The sequence below is a fragment of the Pseudomonas sp. LPB0260 genome, assembly GCF_013388395.1.
Genome location: NZ_CP058247.1, coordinates 129,932 through 149,810 on the forward strand (window position 1 = coordinate 129,932; position 19,879 = coordinate 149,810).

A 19,879-nucleotide genomic window follows, 5' to 3' on the forward strand; every position below is an offset into this window, starting at 1 on the left:
GCCTGTTATTAGCGTGCGTCGCCGAGACGAATGGTCTTGCCGCTTTCCAGGGTCTCTTCCTCGAACAGGCGCCACTCCCGGCCCCCCTCCTGACCGATCAGCTCGACGAAGCGTCGGCCCTGCACCACGTCCTGCATCTGCCCGGTGTACAGGCCTTGGCCTCGCGGCTGCAGGACGATGCGGCGGTCGCGCTCGGGTTGCGTCGGCGAGATCAGGTTGAGCACCAGTTGCGCGGGGCCGCTGTTGCCCTGCAGTTGCAGCGAGGCGACGCCTGCGTCCTCGTCGATTTCGAGGTGGGCGCTCAGCTGCAGGCGCTGGGCGAACTGCTCGCGCTCCAGGGACTGATTGATGCCTTTGCCGACGTCGTAGTAATCGTCGGAAATAAGGCCCGGGGGATTCTGCGTGGCGATGGTCAGCAGGGCGAACCCCTGGATCACCGAGTAGCCCAGCAGGGCGAGGATGAACCAGGGCCAGAAATGCTTGTACCAGGGTTTGGCCGGGGTTTGTTCGGGCATGGGTGGTTTGCTCATGGGTCAGCGGACGCTCGGGCCGATGAAGCGGCTGTCGGCGTCATTGTGAATGCTTGGCTCGTCGGCGGACTGGATGCGGAAGCGGATCTCGTTGGCGCTGGACGGCAGTTTCTCCGGTTCGATCGACAGCTCGATCGGCAGCGACAGCACTTCCCCGGCCAGCGCCTTGACCTCGCGCTTGCCTTCGTAGACCAGGCCGTCGAGACCATCGGCTTCGATCAGGTAGGTCATGTCGTGTTGGGATTTGTTCATGATCTTCAGGGTGTAGACGTTCTCGATGCGCCCGGCCTCGTTCTCGCGGTACAGCACGCGATCCTTGATCACGTCCAGCTCCACCAGCGGGCGGCTGGACACGGCCCAGGCGAACAGGCCAATCATCGCCAGCAGGGCGACGGCGTAGCCGATCAGGCGCGGTCGGGCCAGCTGGGTCTGCTGGCCGGACAGGTTATGTTCGGTGGTGTAGCTGATCAGCCCCTTGGGGTAGTTCATCTTGTCCATGATGCTGTCGCAGGCGTCGATGCAGGCGGCGCAGCCGATGCATTCGATCTGCAGGCCGTCGCGGATGTCGATGCCGGTGGGGCAGACCTGCACGCACATCTTGCAGTCGATGCAGTCGCCGAGGCCCTCGGCCCTGTAGTCGGCGTCCTTCTTGCGCGGGCCGCGGTGTTCGCCACGGCGTGGGTCGTAGGAGACGATCAGGGTGTCCTGGTCGAACATCACGCTCTGGAAGCGCGCATAGGGGCACATGTAGATGCACACCTGCTCGCGCAGCCAGCCGGCGTTGCCATAGGTGGCGAGGGTGAAGAAACCGACCCAGAACACCGCCCAGCCGCCGGCCTGCAGGGTCAGCAGTTCGGGAATCAGCTCGCGGATCGGCGAGAAGTAGCCGACAAAGGTCAGCGCGGTGGCCAGCGATACTGCGACCCAGATGCCATGCTTGGCGGCCTTGCGCAGGAGCTTCTGGCCGCTCATGGGCGCCTTGTCCAGCTTCATGCGTTGGTTGCGATCACCTTCGGTGATCTTTTCCGCCCACATGAACACCCAGGTGAACACGCTCTGCGGGCAGGTGTAGCCACACCAGACCCGGCCGGCGAACACGGTGATGAAGAACAGGCCGAAGGCGGCGATGATCAGCAGCGCCGAGAGCAGAATGAAGTCCTGCGGCCAGTAGGTGGCGCCGAAGATATGGAACTTGCGCGCCGGCAGGTCCCACCAGACGGCTTGGCGGCCGTCCCAGCTGAGCCAGACGGTGCCGAAATAGAGGATGAACAGCAGGGCGCCACCGAGCATGCGCAGATTGCGGAAGAGGCCGGTGAAGGCGCGGGTGTAGATTTTCTCGCGACTGGCGTACAGATCGACGGATTCGACCTTGGCCGGGGTAGGGGTGACGTCTTTGAGCGGGATCTGTGAACTCATCGGTTGCTACCACAGCGGTGGATTGGCTGCCCCGGGCGGCTGACGCCAGCTGGGGTCATTTCACTCATACGCCATGGTACGCCTGACAAGGCCCTGTTTGGGTGCGACGGGGCGTCGCGCTCAAACAGGGCTTGCAGGGATCGGCTTTACTCCTGCGCAGGCTTCTGCGACAGGCTGTACACATAGGCCGCCAGCAGGTGGACCTTGTCGTTGCCGAGGAAGTCCTTCTGGGCTGGCATGCGGCCATTGCGGCCGTAACGCAGGGTCTGCTGCACCTGGGCGAAGCTGGAGCCGTAGAGCCAGGTCTTGTCGGTCAGGTTCGGCGCGCCCATGGCCTGCTGGCCCTTGCCCTCGGCGCCGTGGCAAACCGCGCAGCTGGCAGCAAAGATTTCCTTGCCGGCAACCGGGTCGGCCTCTATGCCTTCAGGGGTCTTCAGGCCGGACAGGCTGCGTACATACGCCGTGACGTGCTTGATGCCTTCCTCGCCGAGGCTGTCCTTCCACGCGGGCATCGCCGCCTGGCGACCTTCCATGATGGTGGTCTTGATGGTTTCCGGCTCACCGCCGTACAGCCAGTCGCTGTCGGTCAGGTTGGGGAAACCGTAGGCACCCTTGGCGTCAGAACCGTGGCAGACCGAGCAGTTGGAGGCGAACAGGCGGCCACCCATCTTCAGGGCCTGCTCATCCTGGGCGACCTGTTCGATCGGCATGGCCGCGTACTTGGCGAAGATCGGCCCGTACTGGGCGTCGGCCTTGGCCATTTCCTTCTCCCACTGGTGCACGCCAGTCCAGCCGCCGTTGCGCTCGCCGTCGGCGATCTGCACGTTGGCGGCGAACGGGGTCTTGGCCTCGTTGTCGAGGTAGTCGTAACCCGGCAGCAGGCCCTTCCAGTTGCCCAGGCCCGGGTAGAGCACCAGATAGCCGACGGCGAAGATGATGGTGGCCACGAACAGCATGAACCACCACTTGGGCATCGGGTTGTCGAACTCCTCGACGCCGTCGAACACATGGCCGACGGTTTGATCGGTGGATTCCTTGCGCTGGCCCTTGCGGGTGCCGAAGATCAGCAAGGTCATGGCCAAGATGGTGCCGAGTACGAGAATTGTTACGTACCAATTCCAGAACGTGGTCATTGGTTATTGCTCCTGGAAGATTGCTCGTCACGTTCGTCGGGTTTCGGGTCGTCGGCAAAGGGCAGGTTGGCGGCTTCGTCGAAACTCGACTTGCGCTTGCTGCTGTAAGCCCAGAGCACCACGCCGATGAAGGCGATGAACACCACTGCTGTGCCTATGCCGCGGATGGTCCCGATGTCCGTGAGAAAAGAGGGCATCGTGAGTTACCGCTTGCTGCTGATCGAAGTGCCGAGAACCTGCAGGTACGCGATCAGCGCGTCCATCTCGGTCTTGCCCTTCACCGCGTCCTTGGCACCGGCGATGTCTTCGTCGGTGTAGGGGATGCCGAAGCCACGCATGACTTCCATCTTCTTGGCGGTGTCCTTGCCATCGAGCTTGTGCTCGACCAGCCAGGGGTAGGACGGCATCTTCGACTCAGGCACGACGTTGCGCGGGTTGTACAGGTGCGCGCGGTGCCATTCGTCGGAGTAGCGGCCGCCGACTCGGGCAAGGTCCGGGCCGGTACGCTTGGAGCCCCACAGGAAGGGGTGGTCCCAGACGCTCTCACCGGCCACCGAGTAGTGGCCGTAGCGCTCGGTCTCGGCGCGGAACGGACGGATCATCTGCGAGTGGCAGCCGACGCAGCCGTTGGAGATGTACACATCGCGACCTTCCAGCTGCAGCGCGGTGTAGGGCTTGAGGCCCTCGACCGGCTCGTTGGTGACGTCCTGGAAAAACAGCGGGACGATCTGGGTCAGGCCACCGATGCTGACGGCGATGACCATCAGCAGCGCCATCAGACCGATATTCTTCTCGATGATTTCGTGTTTCATCAGTGAGCTACTCCGGCGGGAATCTGCGCGGCCGCTTCGTATTCAGCCGGCTTGGCGGCACGCACGGTGCGGTAGGTGTTGTAGGCCATCAACAGCATGCCGGTGACGAAGAAGGCGCCGCCGATCATGCGAACCACGTAGCCATCGTGGCTGGCAACCACGGACTCGACGAAGGAATAGGTGAGGGTGCCGTCTTCGTTGACCGCACGCCACATCAGGCCCTGGGTGATGCCGTTGACCCACATCGAGGCGATGTACAGCACGGTGCCGATGGTGGCCAGCCAGAAGTGCGCGTTGATCAGGGCGACGCTGTGCATCTGTTCGCGACCGAAGACCTTCGGGATCAGGTGATACAGCGAGCCGATGGAGATCATCGCCACCCAGCCGAGGGCGCCGGCGTGTACGTGGCCGATGGTCCAGTCGGTGTAGTGGGACAGCGCGTTGACGGTCTTGATCGCCATCATCGGGCCTTCGAAGGTGGACATGCCGTAGAACGCCAGGGACACCACCAAAAAGCGCAGGATCGGGTCGGTGCGCAGCTTATGCCAGGCGCCGGACAGGCTCATCATGCCGTTGATCATGCCGCCCCAGCTCGGGGCCAGGAGGATGATCGACATGGCCATGCCGAGGGACTGCGCCCAGTCCGGCAGGGCGGTGTAGTGCAGGTGGTGCGGGCCGGCCCAGATGTACAGGGTGATCAGCGCCCAGAAGTGCACGATGGACAGGCGATAGGAGTAGATCGGACGCTCGGCCTGCTTCGGCACGAAGTAGTACATCATTCCCAGGAAGCCGGTGGTCAGGAAGAAACCAACGGCGTTGTGGCCGTACCACCACTGGATCATCGCGTCGGTCGCACCCGAGTACATCGAGTAGGACTTGAACAGGCTGACCGGCATTTCCATGCTGTTGACGATGTGCAGCATGGCGGTCACCAGGATGAACGCGCCGAAGAACCAGTTGCCGACGTAGATGTGCTTGGTCTTGCGCTTGATGATGGTGCCGAAGAACACCGCCACGTAGCACAGCCATACCACACCCAGGAGGATGTCGATCGGCCACTCCAGCTCAGCGTATTCCTTGGAGCTGGTGTAACCCATGGGCAGGGTGATGACCGCCAGCACGATCACCGCTTGCCAGCCCCAGAAGGTGAATGCGGCCAGACCGTCCGAGACCAGGCGCACTTGGCAGGTACGCTGCACCACGTAGTAGGACGTGGCGAACAGGGCGCAACCGCCGAAGGCGAAGATCACCGCGTTGGTGTGCAGGGGACGCAGACGGCCGAAGCTCGTCCATTCCATGCCCAGGTTGAGTTCCGGCCACACGAGTTGTGCGGCAATGAACACGCCTAGACCCATGCCGATGACCCCCCAGATCACCGTCATAACGGCGAACTGGCGGACCACCTTGTAGTTATAAGCAGTCTGACTGATTGCTGTGCTCATGCTGGGGTTCCACGGTTAATGGAGTTTTTAGGGGACAAAAATCGGCGGCAAGTATGGAGAAAGCAGGTAGCCATTGCAACGACGCAAACCTTTGAGAAATGGGCATTTCGGGCTTTCTGGCGGCATTCGGATGCCGTCTGCCGGTGCCTTGCTTGGGCTTTGAGCGCCTGTCAAGGCAAGGCGCTTGGAAGGGGGTCGCCTAGGCCCATGGCTGCTGGCGACCGGTGCAAGGTTAGTTCAGGGTGGCGCCTTGGCGAGCCCATCTGACGCGCGGTGCGACACAGCGTCGCATTGGCGGTTTTGTCGCGCTGCGGCCGCCGGCACGGGGCGATTCGAGCCTGCGCTGGGTCGCTGTGCTGTCGCGCCAACTATTCGCCGGTGACGCGGGCCGACCGAAGCGGGCGCGGCGGGCATAATGGTCGGCAGATCGGCGATCCGAAGGTGATTGCTGCAATAAATCGTGGCGCTCATGGCTGGGCGTTCATTCACTCTTGGGACATTACGCCGGACCGCAGCTGAGGCTCGGACCGGCGGATAGCGAAGCGAGGCAAGCATGGGCATTGGGCAGGGAACGGGTATTGACGCGGATCAACTGGCTGGGCAAATGGATCGACAGCAGTGGCTGTGGAACCGGCCGGCCGGGCCGAGCAGGGCGACCCTGATTCTCGCCCATGGCGCCGGTGCGCCGATGGACAGTGCCTTCATGGCGACTATGGCCGAGCTGCTGGCGCAACGGGGTGTCGCGGTGCTGCGCTTCGAGTTCGCCTACATGGCGGCGCGCCGGGTCGATGGCAAGCGGCGACCGCCCAATCCCCAGGCCAAGCTGCTGGAACAGTGGCGGGCGGTATACGCCGAGGTGCGGCAACAGCTCGCGGGTCCCTTGGCGATCGGCGGCAAGTCCATGGGCGGGCGCATGGCCAGCCTGTTGGCCGACGAACTCGGCGCCGACGCCCTGGTATGCCTGGGCTATCCCTTCCATGCCATCGGCAAGGCCGACAAGCCGCGGGTCGCCCATCTCGCCGAGCTGCGGACGCCGACCCTGATCGTCCAGGGCGAGCGCGACCCAATGGGTGACGCGCCAACCGTGGCCGGCTATCGATTGGCCGATGCGATCGGCGTCCACTGGCTGGAGTCGGCCGATCACGACCTCAAGCCGCTGAAGCGCTCGGGCTTCAGTCATGAGCAGCATCTACAGGCGGCGGCGGACGCGGTGGCGAAGTTTCTGCTGCCTTGAGGCCTGCAGCGGCTCGCCCCTGGCCGGGATGCAGACGCAGAGGGTCAAGGCGTAGGCGAGGCCAACGGGCGTTCCATCTTGAGCAGATGGCCGTCGCTGCCGACGACGGTGAAACCCAGTCGTTCGTACAAGGTTCTTGCCGGGTTATCCATGAACACCTTCAAACGGACCGTGCACAGCGCGCGAGCACGCGCGATCGCCAGCACCTGTGCCAGGGTCCAGGTGCCGATACCTCTGCCCGTGGACTGCGCGGCTAGCTGGATATCGCGAATGTACAGGTGCGGGCCGTCGCGACTCAGGCTCAGAAAGCCGATGCTCTGGTCCGCCTCGACAATCAGGTAGCTCTCCAGCGTTGGCCAGGATTGGAGGAACCCCGGCTGACTCCACTGAAGGGCGTAACGCCGGTAGTAGCCCTGCATATTGAAGCTTGCCAGGCGCTCGGCGTTTTCGGCGTCCTGGGGGCTAGCCGGCGATAGCCGAAGATTCATCAAGGCACCATGGGACAGGTTGCACAAGGCGCTGAGCCGCTAGGCCTCGGCTTCGTCGGGTATCAGGGCCAGAAGGTCGGTAACCCCGACGTCGAGCCCAGCCTGGAACAGCAGGGTCGTCGCCTGGCCGCGATGATGGGTCTGATGGTTGAAGAAATGCAGCAGCAAGCTGGAGAGCCGTCGCTGCGCCGGTTGTCCCTTCATGTTCTGGTAGCTCAGCACATGGTCCAGGTCGCGCTCCTGCAGGGACGAGACCCACTGGCAGATCAGCGCGTCCAGCCATTGGCGATGCGCACAGAGCTGGTCGAAGTCGTTGAACAGCAGTTGCTCGAGGGAGGCGGGCCGCGGCAGCTCGCAGGCAGGTTGTAGGCTGCGCGCTGATTCGGGATGGCAGGCGAAGCGTTGCAACCAGACCGTGTCGGCCACGACGAGGTGATTCAGCGTGCCCAGAATGGAGCGGAAGAACGCGCCTCTGTCCTGCGCCAACGCCTCGGGCGAGAGTTTCTCGGCAGCTGCATAGAGTTGGCCATTCATCCACTGGTTGTAACGGGCGAGCAGATCGAAGTGCTGTTGCAGGCTCATTGGCGTCCATTCCTCTCGGTGCGCGGATCAGTCAGCCTCCTGGCCGGTCATGCCCGGCGTGCAGGCAGCGGCTCAGTCCTCGGCAGCGGGCAGGGCGAAGTTATACCTGTGTAATGCTCCAGGGAAACAGCCCGATTGCTCGGGCTGCGTAGGCAGGTCAGTCACCACGCGCGGGGAGCGGGTGGGCCCGATTCGCAATGGGCGCGCCGGCGGGAACCGGCGCACCCCGTGCTCAGCGGTTGAAGCGCTCCACCAGGGAGTACTGGCCCTGCGCCGTGGCCGTCAGTTCGCCGCTGAGCTGCACGGTGCTCTGGGCTTCGCCGGCGGTCTGGTCGGCTAGCTGGGCGATGGTGGTGATGTTCTGGTTGATTTCGTCGGCCACGGCGCTCTGCTCCTCGGCCGCCGCGGCGATCTGGTTGGCCATGTCGGCGATATTGGCCACGGCATCGCTGATCCCGGCGAGTGCCTGGTCGGCCTGTCGCACGCGCTCGACGCCATCGTCGGCCTGCTTGCGGCCGATCTCCATGGTCATCACCGCTTCTTCGGCGGTGCGCTGCAGCTTGGCGATCAACTGATGGATCTGCCCGGTGGACTCGGCGGTACGCTGGGCCAGCGAGCGCACCTCGTCCGCCACCACGGCGAAGCCGCGGCCCATCTCGCCGGCACGCGCCGCCTCGATGGCGGCGTTGAGGGCGAGCAGGTTGGTCTGGTCGGCGATGCCCTTGATCACGTCGACCACGCCACCGATCTCGTTGCTGTCCTGGGCCAGGCGGGTGACGGTCTCGCCGGTCTCGCCGACGGACACCGAGAGGCGCTGGATGGCTTCGCGGGTTTCCGCGGCAATGTTGCGTCCCTCGCTGGTCAGGCGGTTGGCTTCCTGGGTGGCGATCGCGGTGCGTGCCACGTTGCTCGCCACTTCCAGGGTGGTGGCGGCCATTTCGTTGATCGCGGTGGCGACCTGCTCGGTCTCCTGGCGCTGGCGATCGAGCCCGGAGGAGCTGTTGCGCGCGAGGGTGTCGGCGCGCCTGGCCTGTTGGGTCAGGTACTCGGCGCTGTCCTGCAGGCGGGTCAGGCAGGTCTTCAGCCTGGCCTCCTGGCTGAGAATGGACATCTCCAGGCGGCCTTGGACGCCGCGGCTGTCGGTGTACATCTGCGCGATCAGCGGGTCGTTGGTGGTCTGTTCGGCTTGTTGCAGCAGGCGCTTCAGGCCGCGCCGCTGCCAGCTGAGGCCAGCCAGGCCGAGTGGTACGGCGAGCAGGGCGGCGAGCAGAAAGCCCCAGCCGGAGTCGAGCCAGGCGCCGAGCAGAAAGCCGAGCTGGCTGATCAGAATGAACGGCAGCCAGTCCTGCAGCACCGGCAGCCAGCTGTCGCTGCCCGACACCGCCGACTTGCCGGCATTGAGCCGCTGGTACAGGGCCTCGGCGCGGCGCACCTGCTCGCTGCTCGGCTTGACCCGCACCGACTCGTAGCCGCTTACCTTGCCGTTCTCCAGGACCGGCGTGACGTAGGCGTTGACCCAGTAGTGGTCGCCGTTCTTGCAGCGGTTCTTGACGATGCCCATCCACGGCCGCCCCTGCTTCAGGGTGTTCCACATGTGCTCGAACACGGCCGCCGGTACATCGGGGTGGCGCACCAGGTTGTGCGGCGCGCGCAGCAGCTCGTCACGGCTGAAGCCGCTGATCTCGACGAAGGCGTCGTTGCAGTAGGTGATCTGGCCCTTGAGGTCAGTGGTGGAAATCAGCCGTTGCTGGGCCGGAAAGCTGCGTTCACGCTGGGTGATCGGTTGATTGTTGCGCATGGCTGATGAGTCCCTGGGGGCGATACCGAATTGTCGGCTGCCGCGAGCGAAAGTTGAGGGCAAGGATACTGGCTGCGCGGCACACCGTTTTGACCTGGATCAGCCATCTGGCGCCCGCGCTGTGGCAGGGCGGGTGCCCTGCCACAGAGGCCTCAGCTAGCGGCGATGAGTTGACGCAGCACGTAGTGCAGAATGCCGCCGGCCTTGAAATACTCGACCTCGTTGACCGTGTCGATGCGGCACAGCACCTCGAAGCGTTCGGCCGATCCATCCTCGCGCTTTATTTCCACCGTGAGGTTCATGTGCGGGTGCAGCTCCACCCCGTCCAGGCCACAGATACTTAGGGTCTCCTTGCCGCTCAGTTGCAGCGTCTTGCGGTCCTGGCCGGCCTTGAACTGCAGGGGCAGCACGCCCATGCCGACCAGGTTGGAGCGGTGAATGCGCTCGAAGCTCTCGGCAATCACCGCCTTGACCCCGAGCAGGTTGGTGCCCTTGGCCGCCCAGTCGCGGGAAGAACCGGTACCGTACTCCTTGCCGGCGACCACCAGAAGCGGCGTACCGGCTTCCTGGTAGCGCATCGCCGCGTCGAAGATCGCCAGCTTTTCGCCACTTGGCACATGCAGAGTGTTGCCACCTTCCTCGCCGCCGAGCATCTCGTTCCTGATGCGGATGTTGGCGAAGGTGCCGCGCATCATCACCTCATGATTCCCGCGCCGCGAACCGTAGGAGTTGAAGTCCCTGGGTTCGACGCCCTGCTCGCGCAGGTAGTGCCCGGCCGGGCTGTCGGCCTTGATGTTGCCGGCCGGGGAGATGTGGTCGGTGGTCACCGAGTCGCCCAGCAGGGCGAGAATCCGCGCCTGATGGATGTCACCGATATGGGGCGGGGAGCCGGCGATGTTCTCGAAGAAGGGCGGATGCTGGATATAGGTGGAGTCGGCCTTCCAGGCGTAGGTGTCGGCGTCGGGCACCTGGATGGCCTGCCACTGCTCATCACCGGCGAAGACTTCGGCGTACTCCTTGTGAAACATGGCCGTATCGACCTTCTGGATGGCCTCGGCGATTTCCTTCTGGCTCGGCCAGATGTCTTTCAGGTACACCGGCTTGCCGTCCTTGCCGTGGCCCAGCGGCTCCTCGCCGATGTGCATGCGCACGCTGCCGGCCAGGGCATAGGCCACCACCAGCGGTGGCGAGGCCAGCCAGTTGGTCTTCACCAGCGGATGCACGCGGCCCTCGAAGTTGCGGTTGCCGGAGAGCACCGACGCCACAGTCAGGTCATTTTCCTGGATGGCCTTCTCGATGGGTTCGAGCAGCGGACCGGAGTTGCCGATGCAGGTGGTGCAGCCATAGCCAACGAGGTCGAAGCCCAGTTCATCCAGGTAGCGGGTGAGGCCCGCTGCCTTGAAGTAATCGGTCACCACCTTGGAGCCAGGGGCCAGCGAGCTTTTGACCCAAGGCTTGCGTTTGAGGCCTTTCTCCACGGCTTTCTTGGCCAGCAGGCCGGCGGCCATCATCACGCTGGGGTTGGAGGTATTGGTGCAGGAGGTGATTGCCGCGATCACCACGGCGCCGTCCTTGAGCTTGTGGGTCTGGCCATCGTGCTGGTAGTCGGCCTCGCCGGCCTGCTCCGCGGCGCCGACCGCGGTACCGCCGCCGCCCTCGTTGAGCAGGCGGTTTTCTTCCTTGGGGCTGGGTTTCATCTGCAGGCCCATGAACTCATCGAAGGCCCGGCTGACCTGGGACAAGGCGACCCGGTCCTGGGGACGCTTGGGCCCGGCCAGGCAAGCCTCGACGCTATCGAGTTCGAGGGCCATGGTGTCGCTGAATACCGGCTCGTGACCGGCCTCGCGCCACAGTCCCTGGGCCTTGCAATAGGCCTCGACCAGTTTGACGCTCTGCTCCGGCCGCCCCGATAGGCGCAGATAGCCCAGGGTGATCTCATCGACCGGGAAGAATCCGCAGGTCGCGCCGTATTCCGGCGCCATGTTGGCGATGGTCGCGCGGTCGGCCAGCGGCAGGTCGGCCAGGCCGTCGCCGTAGAACTCGACGAATTTGCCGACCACGCCCTTGCTGCGCAGCATCTGGGTGACGGTGAGCACCAGGTCGGTGGCGGTAATGCCTTCCTTTAGCTTGCCGGTGAGCTTGAAGCCTATGACCTCCGGGATCAGCATCGACACCGGCTGGCCGAGCATCGCCGCTTCCGCCTCGATGCCGCCGACGCCCCAGCCGAGCACGCCGAGGCCGTTGATCATGGTGGTGTGCGAGTCGGTGCCGACCAGGGTGTCCGGGTAGGCGAAGACCTGGCCGTCCTCTTCCCTGGTCCACACGGTGCGGCCGAGGTATTCCAGGTTGACCTGGTGGCAGATGCCGGTGCCCGGCGGTACCACGCTGAAATTATCGAAGGCGTGCTGGCCCCAGCGCAGGAAGGCGTAGCGCTCGCCATTGCGCTGCATCTCGATGGCCACGTTCTGCTCGAAGGCGGCCTTGGTGGCGAACTTGTCGACCATCACCGAGTGGTCGATGACCAGGTCGACCGGCGACAGCGGGTTGATCTTCTGCGGGTCGCCGCCGGCCTTGGCCATGGCATCGCGCATGGCGGCCAGATCGACCACCGCCGGCACGCCGGTGAAGTCCTGCATCAGCACGCGCGCCGGGCGGTACTGGATTTCGCGCTCCGAGCCGCGGCGCTTGAGCCAGTCGCTCATGGCCTGCAGGTCGTCGCCGCACACGGTAGTGCCGTCCTCCCAGCGCAACAGGTTCTCCAGCAGCACCTTCAGCGACATCGGCAGTTTGTCGATGTTGCCGAGGGACTTGGCGGCCTCCGGCAGGCTGAAGTACTGGTAGGTCTCGCTGCCGACTACGAGGCTGCGGCGACTGTTCAGACTATCTAGGGAAGGCATTGTGCATCTCCTTGGGACTCGCACGGCGCGAGCCGGATTTAACGCAACAGAGTCTTCAAACTAGCTCTGCTTGGCGGGTCTTGCCATCTATCAGGACAGACCGTTGCCACCTGGGGTTCCCGACTCCGTTAGAATGCGCGCCTCGAGGAGAACCCCAATGAATACTTTGTTACTGCACTGCCGTCCCGGTTTCGAGAGCGAGGTCTGCGCGGAAATTTCCGAGCAGGCCGCCGGCCTGCAGGTGGCCGGCTACGCCAAGGCCAGGCCCAGCTCGGCCTATGCCGAGTTCATCTGCAATGACGCCGAAGGGGCCGAGAGGCTGATGCGCGGGGTGCGCTTCAATCAGTTGATCTTCCCGCGCCAGTGGGCGCGCGGGGCCTTCGTCGAGTTGCCGGAGACCGACCGCATCAGTGTCCTGCTGGACCATCTGAGCGAGGCCTCGGTGTTTGGCAGCCTGTGGCTGGAAGTGCTGGATACCAACGAGGGCAAGGAGCTGTCGAATTTCTGCAAGAAGTTCGAGGCGCCGCTGCGCAAGGCCCTGGGCAAGGCCGGCAAGCTGGTCGAAGACCCGCACAAACCGCGCTTGCTGCTGACCTTTCTCAGCGGTCGCCAGGTGTTCCTCGGCCTGGCCGAGGCGCGCAACTCGGCGCAGTGGCCCATGGGCATTCCACGGCTGAAATTCCCCCGCGAGGCGCCGAGCCGTTCGACGCTCAAGCTGGAGGAGGCCTGGCACACCTTTATTCCCCGTGAGCAGTGGGACGAGCGCCTGTCCGGCGACATGACCGGCGTCGACCTCGGCGCCGCCCCGGGGGGCTGGACCTATCAGCTGGTCCGGCGCGGCATGCTGGTGACCGCCATCGACAACGGCCCGATGGCCGAGAGCCTGATGGACACCGGCCTGGTCCAGCACCTGATGGTCGACGGCTTCACCTACAAGCCGCGCCAGACCGTGGACTGGATGGTCTGCGACATCGTCGAGAAGCCCGCGCGTAGCGCCGCCTTGCTGGAGACCTGGGTAGGCGAAGGGCTGTGCCGCGAGGCGGTGGTCAACCTCAAGCTGCCGATGAAGCAGCGCTATGCCGAGGTGCGTCGCCTGCTGCAGCGCCTCGAGGACGCCTTCGCCGCACGCAAGATCAAGGTGTCGATCGCCTGCAAGCAGCTCTACCACGACCGCGAGGAAGTGACCTGCCACCTGCGCCGTCTGGGCAAGTAGAGGATTTTGCTCCGCCGCCGCTTCAGCGGCTCTCTGGTTCGCTTGGCTGTCGCCTGACCCAGTAGCTCTGCTTGTGGCCGTGGGCCTCGAACTCGCGGGCCAAGGCCTCGGCTTCGGCGCGGGTCAGGCTGCGGCGCACGACGAACTCGTTGCCGTTGTCGTCCAGGCGTATCAGGCACCAGATGTGCTGAAGCTCAGGCGTGGGCATGTTCGTGACCTGCGCGGCGGCTCGGGTGAAGGGGCGGAGCCGATCGCCCATGTCACCTGCTGCGCGTCTCCCCGCTAGCGTCGATTTGCACGGCAAAGGTGACCTGGGGGTCAGCTTTGCGCCAGAATAGCAGCCTGTCTCTGGAGTCTGCCGATGTCCCTGCAAACCGATGCCATGCACGATGATCTTCTCGACGCCACGGGCCTGAATTGCCCGGAGCCGGTCATGCTCCTGCACAACAAGGTGCGCGACCTGCCCGCCGGCGGCCTGCTCAAGGTGATCGCCACCGACCCCTCGACCCGTCGCGACATCCCCAAGTTCTGCGTGTTCCTCGGCCACGAGCTGTTGGAACAGGCCGAAGACGCCGGCACCTACCTGTACTGGATTCGCAAGAAGGTCGACTGATGGGCTGGTACTTCGCCTACGGCTCGAACATGAACCCGGCGCGCATGCAGGCACGTGGCCTGAGCGTGCGCGAGGCCATGCCGGGGCGACTGCCGGGCTATGCGCTGTGCTTCAACAAGCGCGCGGTGGACCGCCCCGGTTGCGCCTATGCCAACATCCGTCACCAGCGCGACGGCGTGGTGGAGGGTGTGCTCTATCGCCTGGCCGAGCTGAACGAGATCGCCAAGCTCGAGCCATTCGAGGGCACGCCCATCTACTACAGCCGCGAACGCCTGCCGATCCTCACCGCCCGGGGCGTGCAGCCGGCCTGGGTGTATATCGCCAATCCGGCCTTTCGCCAGGACGGACTGCTACCGGCCAGGGATTACCTGGAACACCTGCTGGCAGGCCGTGAGTACCTTTCGGCGTCCTACTGGTCGCTGCTCGCGGCCTGGCCATCCCAGCCGGCCTGACCCGGGGCCAGGCCGCAGCTCTTCAGTATCTGCTGCCAGGCGCGCACATGGCGCTCGTTGGCCTGTTGGAACCCCTCCCAGAGTGACGCTTCGGGGCCTGCCAGGCTGAGCAGATAACGCCGTGTCGCCGGCGGCGCCTGGGGCGCTGCGCTCAGCCGGCGCAGGCTCTCGCTCCAGCGCTGGCCGCGCTGATGCACCTGGGCCAGGTAGGGTTGCAGGCCACCGGCATAGAACTTGACGAAGATGTTCTGCAAGATGCGTCCGCGCGGCGTCGGCCTCTCCTGCGGGCAGGGCGGTCGGCGCTGTAGGCGGCTTTGCAGCAGCTCGCTGGCCTGGTCCAGGGTGTGCGTGAGACTGGACAGACTGGTGATCAACTGGCCTCCCTGGTCGCTGCTGTGCAGGGCGAAGAACAGCGGGTCGAGTTGCGCCGCCGGCGGCGGCAGGCGCTGCGGCAGCGCTTCGCCGATGGCGGCCAACTGCGTCAGGGCGTCCAGCGCGGCGTCGTCCTCCTGGGGGGATGTGGGCAAGGCCTGGTCGGCAAAACGCAGGTAGCGCTCGACCTCCGAACTGGCGTTCAGCGCGTTCCAGAATACCGCCGGCAGTTGCCGACGTTTCTGCTCGGCCAGGCTCTCCAGGTTGGTGCGCAGTTCGGCGTCTGCGCCTCGCTGTAGCGCGTCGCTGCAGGTCTCCAGGGCCCGCAGCAGGTCGCCCTCGTAGGCCAGGCGACTGCTTGCCTGCAGCTGCTTGCCGAGACTGCTGTTGCGCAGGCTGATCTGCTGCTGCAGGGCGGGGCAACGGCGTACGTCGATCAGCAGGTCGAGCAGGCCGATGCGAATCTCGGGGATGTCGATCAGTCGTTCGCGCCGAGGCGGCATGCGGTAACGCAGCAGTTGCTCGTGCTGAAAGTCTTCGCCGCCGTCGCCCTCGACGGCGTTGTTCAGGCGTTGCAGGTAGTCGGCCTGCAGGGCCAGGCCATCGTCGGCCGGGGCGCAGGCCGCAAGCAACAGTGCGGACAGCACGACCAAGTAGTTGGGGCTCATTGCGCCAGCTTAGTCGCGCGGATGTGTCTGCGCGCGCTGCTTCTCAGGCGGATCGCCAGCATGATCGCCGCGCAGGTCAAGCCGACCACCAGGCCCTGCCAGAGTCCGTGCGGGCCGCTGGGCTCGCCGAGCCAGTCGGTCAGCCCCAGGCTGTAGCCCACCGGCAGGCCGATGCCCCAGTAGGCGAACAGGGTCAGCAGCATGGTCACCCGGGTGTCCTGGTAGCCGCGCAAAGCGCCGGCGGCGGTGACCTGCACCGCGTCGGAAAGCTGGAACAGCGCGGCGTAGACGATCAGCGTGGCGGCCAGGGCGATCACCGCCGGGTCGGGGCTGTAGATCTGCACGATCTGCTCGCGCAGCAGCAGGATCAGGCTGGCGGACAGGCAGGCATAGGCCAGCGCGCTGGCCATGCCGACGCCGGCGGCGAAACGGGCGTCGCGCGGGTCGCGCCGGCCCAGGGCCTGGCCGACTCGCACCGTGACCGCCATGCCCAGGGAGTAGGGGATCATGAACACCATGGAGCTGAAGTTCAGGGCGATCTGGTGGCCCGCCACCACGGTGGCGCCGAGGCCACCGATCAGCAGGGCGATCACCGCGAAGATGCTCGACTCGGCGAACACCGCGATGCCCATCGGCAGGCCGAGCGCCAACAGGCCGCGGATCACCGGCCAGTTGGGGCGCTCGAAGCGTTCGAACAGTAGGCTCGGCTGGTAATAGGGTGCCCACTTCACCCACCAGAGCATGCCCAGCAGCATGAAGACCATCACCAGCGCGGTGGCCCAGCCGCAGCCGACGCCGCCCATGGCGGGCAGGCCCAGCTTGCCGTAGATGAAGATGTAGTTCAGCGGGATGTTCAGCAGCAGGCCGATGAGGCCCAGCACCATGGTCGGACGGGTATGGCCGAGGCCGTCGCTGAAACAGCGCAGCACGTGGAACAGGGCCACCGCGGGAAAGCCGCAGGCCACTGCGCGCAGGTAGCCCATCGAAGGGCCGATCAGGTCCGGGTCGATGTCCATCAGCCGCAGAATGCCCTCGGCGTTCCACAGCAGCGCGGCGGCGCCCATCCCGACGGCCAGCGCCAGCCACAGCGCCTGGCGTACCAGTGGGCCGACGCTGGGCTGCTCACCGGCGCCGAAGCGCTGGGCGACCTTGGGCGTGGTGGCCAGGAGGATGCCGGTCATCAGCAGGAACACCGGTACCCAGATCGAGTTGCCCAGCGCCACCGCGGCCAGGTCGCGCGGGCCGACCCGGCCGGCCATCACGGTATCGACGAAGCCCATCGCGGTATGCGCCAGTTGGGCGATGATGATCGGCGTGGCCAGCAACAGCAGGCTGCGCAGTTCGGTGCGCACGCGCCGCAGGCGCGATTGGGCAGGCATAGGGGGATCCATCGAGGTGCTGGGAAAACCGCGCAGTCTACCCGTTGACGCTTGGGTCAGGAAACGCAGTGACGGCCTGATTCGACGGAACAGTCGCGGGGCGACGCTGGCGGCCCGGCTGCCTTAGAATGAGGGCCTGAACTGTGGAGCCCTGCCATGCGAATTGTCGCGGACGAGAACATTCCCCTGCTCGATGAGTTCTTCGCCGGTTTCGGCGAGATCCATCGCTTCCCTGGCCGCGCCATCGACCGCGCCGCCCTGGCCGATGCCGAGTTGCTGCTGGTGCGTTCGGTTACCCGGGTCGACCGGGCCCTGGTCGAAGGCAGCGCGTTGCGCTTCGTCGGCACCTGCACCATCGGCACCGACCACCTCGATCTGGACTACCTGCAGCAGGCCGGTATCGGCTGGGCCAGCGCGCCGGGCTGCAACGCGCGCGGGGTGGTCGACTACGTGCTCGGCAGCCTGCTGGCGTTGGCCGAGCGCCAGGGCGCGGACCTCTCCGCGCGCACCTATGGGGTGGTTGGCGCCGGCCAGGTCGGCGCGCGCCTGATCGAGGTGCTGCGTGGGCTGGGCTGGCGTGTGCTGGTCTGCGACCCGCCAAGGCAGGCCGCCGAAGGCGGCGACTACGTCGACCTGGACCAACTGATCCAAGCGTGCGACGTCATCAGCCTGCATACGCCATTGGCGCGCGAGGGTGAGCATCCGACCCATCACCTGTTCGATGCAGCGCGGCTGGCGAACCTCAAATCCGGCTGCTGGTTGATCAACGCCAGTCGGGGGGCGGTGGTGGACAACGCGGCGCTGCGCCAACTGCTGCCGGGGCGCGGCGATCTGCAGGTGGTGCTGGATGTCTGGGAGGGGGAGCCGCAGGTGGATGTCGAGCTGGCCGCGTTGTGCCAGATCGCCACTCCGCACATTGCCGGCTACAGCCTGGACGGCAAGCTGCGCGGCACTGCGCAGGTCTATCAGGCCGTCTGCCGGTATCTGGGGCGTGCGCCGGAACAGGCGCTGGATGAGCTGATGCCGGCGCCCTGGCTCTCGGAATTGCATCTGGACGGCGCGGCTGAACCTGCCTGGGCGTTGGCCAGCCTGTGTCGTGCGGTGTACGACCCACGTCGCGACGATGCCGACTTTCGCCGCAGCCTGGAGGGCGACCAAGCCAGTCGGCGGGCGGCGTTCGATGCCTTGCGCAAGTACTATCCGATGCGTCGGGAGATCGACGGCCTGCGGGTCGCCGTGCAGGGCGAGGCGCCGCGTCTGGTGCAACTGGTCAAGGCCCTGGGCGCCACCTTGTGCTAGTGGCCGCCCATCCGCGGGAAAGAAAAAGCCCAGGCGGGGCCTGGGCTTTGGAAGAGGGGCGGATTACTTCGCCGGGCCGTCGGGTACCACGAATTCCTTGTCCAGCTCTTCGCAGGCCTGCTGGATCATGCCTTCGGTGATCGGTACTTCATGGCCTTCGGCATCAATGATCGCACCGCCGACCGGCTGTTGCGCTTCGGCCTGATCGTTCGGGTGCTCGGAGCTCTGCTTGGGCGAATTCATGTCGTGTCTCCTCATCGGTGGGTGCATGCAGTCTAAGCGATCAACGTGAACGCGCAGTGACAGGCTGGGACGACGGTAATCCGTCGCGAGTTACAATTGTGCAATGAGCAAGCACCTGCTGTGCCAGAAAAAACATAAGCAGTTTACCCCTTCGCCGCAGCGAAGGTCTAACGAGGTGGTTATGTCACGGTTTCACCTGGGATTGATCATCAACCCGCTGGCCGGACTCGGCGGCCCCGCAGGGCTCAAGGGCAGCGACGGCGTCGCCGAACAGGCCCTGGCCCTGGGCAGCGAGCCGAAGGCGGCGCAGCGTACGCGCACGGCACTGGAGTTCCTGTTGCCGGTGCGCGAGCGTCTGGAGTTCCTGACCTTTCCCGGCGCTATGGGCGCCGATCTGCTGGCCGAGATGGGTTTCATCCATCATGTACTTGGCGAGCCGGGCGCCGGGGCGACCAGCGCGGATGACACGCGGCGGGCGGTCGCGGCCCTGCAGGATGCCGGGGTTGCCTTGATCCTCTTCGCCGGAGGCGACGGCACGGCCCGCGACGTCTGCGCCGCGGTGCGCGAAGGCCAACCGGTGCTGGGCATTCCGGCCGGGGTGAAGATCCACTCCGGGGTCTATGCGATCAGCCCGCGGGCGGCCGGCGAACTGACCCGGCGCCTGGTCGAGGGCGGCCTGGTCCGCCTGGCCAGCGGCGAGGTGCGCGATATCGACGAGGCGGCGCTGCGCGACGGGCGGGTGGCGGCACGCTGGTATGGCGAGCTGTGCGTGCCGGAGGAGGGTGGCTTCGTGCAGCAGGTCAAGCAAGCCGGGATGGAGTCCGAGGAGCTGGTCCTGAGCGACCTGGCGGCCTGGCTGGAGGACAGCTGGGAGCCCGGCGTGCGCTACGTGTTCGGCCCCGGCTCGACCCTGCACGGCCTGGCGCAGAACCTGGGCTTGCAGACCACGCTGCTGGGCGTCGACGTAATAGAGGATGGCCAGGTGGTGGCCCGGGATGTCAGCGAGGCGCAGCTCCATGAGCTGGTGGCCGGGCATCCGGCGCGCCTGCTGGTCACCGCCATCGGCGGCCAGGGGCATATCCTCGGCCGCGGCAACCAGCAGATCAGCCCACGGGTGCTGCGCGCCGTCGGTCTGGAGCACCTGCGTGTGGTGGCGACCAAGCGCAAGCTCGGCACCCTGCAGGGGCGGCCGTTGCTGGTCGACACCGGTGATGTCGAGCTGGACGATGCCTTTCCCGACGTGGTGCGGGTCTGGGCGGGCTACAAGGAAGAGCTGCTGTATCCGCTGAGCAGCGGGGTTTAAGCTGA

20 protein-coding genes are annotated in these 19,879 nt (G+C 65.6%); 6 read left to right on the forward strand and 14 right to left on the reverse strand.

Going from position 1 to position 19,879, the window contains the following annotated elements; all coding sequences use genetic code 11:
- Positions 1–8: 8 nt before the first annotated feature.
- The 6 genes from LPB260_RS00555 to ccoN all read right to left on the reverse strand — a co-directional run bounded on the left by LPB260_RS00555 (position 9) and on the right by ccoN (position 5,333).
- The gene (locus tag LPB260_RS00555; RefSeq protein ID WP_208706712.1) at positions 9–515 is read right to left on the reverse strand and encodes a FixH family protein; all 507 of its coding nucleotides are present in this window, start codon (positions 513–515) and stop codon (positions 9–11) included.
- An 18-nt stretch (positions 516–533) separates the two neighbouring features.
- A complete protein-coding gene (ccoG, locus tag LPB260_RS00560; RefSeq protein ID WP_208706713.1) occupies positions 534–1,946 on the reverse strand; it encodes a cytochrome c oxidase accessory protein CcoG in 1,413 nt (470 codons plus the stop codon).
- Between the two features lie 146 nt (positions 1,947–2,092).
- Entirely contained in the window at positions 2,093–3,079 is a 987-nt protein-coding gene (gene ccoP, locus LPB260_RS00565) for a cytochrome-c oxidase, cbb3-type subunit III (RefSeq protein ID WP_208706714.1), read from the reverse strand.
- Positions 3,076–3,276, reverse strand: a complete 201-nt coding sequence (locus LPB260_RS00570) for a cbb3-type cytochrome c oxidase subunit 3 (protein ID WP_208706715.1) — start codon at positions 3,274–3,276, stop codon at positions 3,076–3,078. Before LPB260_RS00570 ends, ccoP begins: the two co-directional genes overlap by 4 nt.
- Before the next feature lie 6 nt (positions 3,277–3,282).
- Positions 3,283–3,891 carry a cytochrome-c oxidase, cbb3-type subunit II gene (gene ccoO / locus LPB260_RS00575; protein WP_208706716.1) on the reverse strand — a complete coding sequence of 203 codons (609 nt, stop codon included), beginning with the start codon at positions 3,889–3,891 and terminating at the stop codon, positions 3,283–3,285.
- Positions 3,891–5,333 carry a cytochrome-c oxidase, cbb3-type subunit I gene (ccoN, locus tag LPB260_RS00580; protein ID WP_208706717.1) on the reverse strand — a complete coding sequence of 481 codons (1,443 nt, stop codon included), beginning with the start codon at positions 5,331–5,333 and terminating at the stop codon, positions 3,891–3,893. Before ccoN ends, ccoO begins: the two co-directional genes overlap by 1 nt.
- 553 nt (positions 5,334–5,886) lie before the next feature.
- On the opposite strand from ccoN, the gene LPB260_RS00585 reads away from it, so the two are divergent.
- A complete protein-coding gene (locus LPB260_RS00585; RefSeq protein WP_208706718.1) occupies positions 5,887–6,567 on the forward strand; it encodes an alpha/beta family hydrolase in 681 nt (226 codons plus the stop codon).
- 44 nt (positions 6,568–6,611) lie between these two features.
- Here the strand turns inward: LPB260_RS00585 and LPB260_RS00590 are convergent, their stop codons facing one another.
- From LPB260_RS00590 to acnA, 4 genes are all read right to left on the reverse strand, one after another.
- The gene (locus tag LPB260_RS00590; RefSeq protein ID WP_208706719.1) at positions 6,612–7,055 is read right to left on the reverse strand and encodes an N-acetyltransferase; all 444 of its coding nucleotides are present in this window, start codon (positions 7,053–7,055) and stop codon (positions 6,612–6,614) included.
- Positions 7,056–7,094: 39 nt separating this feature from the next.
- Positions 7,095–7,637: a DinB family protein gene (locus tag LPB260_RS00595; protein WP_208706720.1), complete on the reverse strand. Its 543-nt coding sequence runs from the start codon at positions 7,635–7,637 to the stop codon at positions 7,095–7,097.
- A 232-nt stretch (positions 7,638–7,869) separates the two neighbouring features.
- A complete protein-coding gene (locus tag LPB260_RS00600) occupies positions 7,870–9,435 on the reverse strand; it encodes a PAS domain-containing methyl-accepting chemotaxis protein (RefSeq protein ID WP_208706721.1) in 1,566 nt (521 codons plus the stop codon).
- 152 nt (positions 9,436–9,587) lie between these two features.
- Positions 9,588–12,332 (reverse strand): aconitate hydratase AcnA, encoded by a 2,745-nt coding sequence (gene acnA, locus LPB260_RS00605; protein WP_208706722.1) that lies wholly within the window; start codon positions 12,330–12,332, stop codon positions 9,588–9,590.
- Between the two features lie 157 nt (positions 12,333–12,489).
- Between acnA and rlmM the strand changes: the two genes are divergently transcribed.
- On the forward strand, positions 12,490–13,545 hold the full coding sequence (rlmM, locus tag LPB260_RS00610) for a 23S rRNA (cytidine(2498)-2'-O)-methyltransferase RlmM (RefSeq protein WP_208706723.1): 1,056 nt from the start codon (positions 12,490–12,492) through the stop codon (positions 13,543–13,545).
- 22 nt (positions 13,546–13,567) lie between these two features.
- On the opposite strand, the gene LPB260_RS00615 is transcribed toward rlmM, so the two are convergent.
- The gene (locus LPB260_RS00615; protein WP_208706724.1) at positions 13,568–13,753 is read right to left on the reverse strand and encodes a hypothetical protein; all 186 of its coding nucleotides are present in this window, start codon (positions 13,751–13,753) and stop codon (positions 13,568–13,570) included.
- 174 nt (positions 13,754–13,927) lie between these two features.
- Here LPB260_RS00615 and tusA point away from each other — a divergent pair, with 174 nt between their 5' ends.
- Entirely contained in the window at positions 13,928–14,158 is a 231-nt protein-coding gene (gene tusA, locus LPB260_RS00620) for a sulfurtransferase TusA (protein ID WP_371926153.1), read from the forward strand.
- Positions 14,158–14,610, forward strand: a complete 453-nt coding sequence (locus LPB260_RS00625; protein WP_208706726.1) for a gamma-glutamylcyclotransferase family protein — start codon at positions 14,158–14,160, stop codon at positions 14,608–14,610. The genes tusA and LPB260_RS00625 overlap by 1 nt, the downstream gene beginning before the upstream one ends.
- On the opposite strand, the gene LPB260_RS00630 is transcribed toward LPB260_RS00625, so the two are convergent.
- Together LPB260_RS00630 and LPB260_RS00635 are read right to left on the reverse strand one after the other, a co-directional pair.
- Positions 14,568–15,650 (reverse strand): DUF3080 family protein, encoded by a 1,083-nt coding sequence (locus tag LPB260_RS00630; RefSeq protein ID WP_208706727.1) that lies wholly within the window; start codon positions 15,648–15,650, stop codon positions 14,568–14,570. The genes LPB260_RS00625 and LPB260_RS00630 overlap by 43 nt on opposite strands.
- A complete protein-coding gene (locus tag LPB260_RS00635; RefSeq protein WP_208706728.1) occupies positions 15,647–17,029 on the reverse strand; it encodes an MATE family efflux transporter in 1,383 nt (460 codons plus the stop codon). The genes LPB260_RS00630 and LPB260_RS00635 overlap by 4 nt, the downstream gene beginning before the upstream one ends.
- A gap of 156 nt (positions 17,030–17,185) precedes the next feature.
- Here LPB260_RS00635 and pdxB point away from each other — a divergent pair, with 156 nt between their 5' ends.
- Entirely contained in the window at positions 17,186–18,328 is a 1,143-nt protein-coding gene (gene pdxB, locus LPB260_RS00640; RefSeq protein ID WP_208706729.1) for a 4-phosphoerythronate dehydrogenase PdxB, read from the forward strand.
- A gap of 63 nt (positions 18,329–18,391) precedes the next feature.
- Here the strand turns inward: pdxB and LPB260_RS00645 are convergent, their stop codons facing one another.
- Positions 18,392–18,571 (reverse strand): PA1571 family protein, encoded by a 180-nt coding sequence (locus LPB260_RS00645; RefSeq protein WP_208706730.1) that lies wholly within the window; start codon positions 18,569–18,571, stop codon positions 18,392–18,394.
- 181 nt (positions 18,572–18,752) lie between these two features.
- Between LPB260_RS00645 and LPB260_RS00650 the strand changes: the two genes are divergently transcribed.
- A complete protein-coding gene (locus tag LPB260_RS00650) occupies positions 18,753–19,874 on the forward strand; it encodes an ATP-NAD kinase family protein (RefSeq protein ID WP_208706731.1) in 1,122 nt (373 codons plus the stop codon).
- The last annotated feature ends 5 nt before the right edge of the window (positions 19,875–19,879 follow it).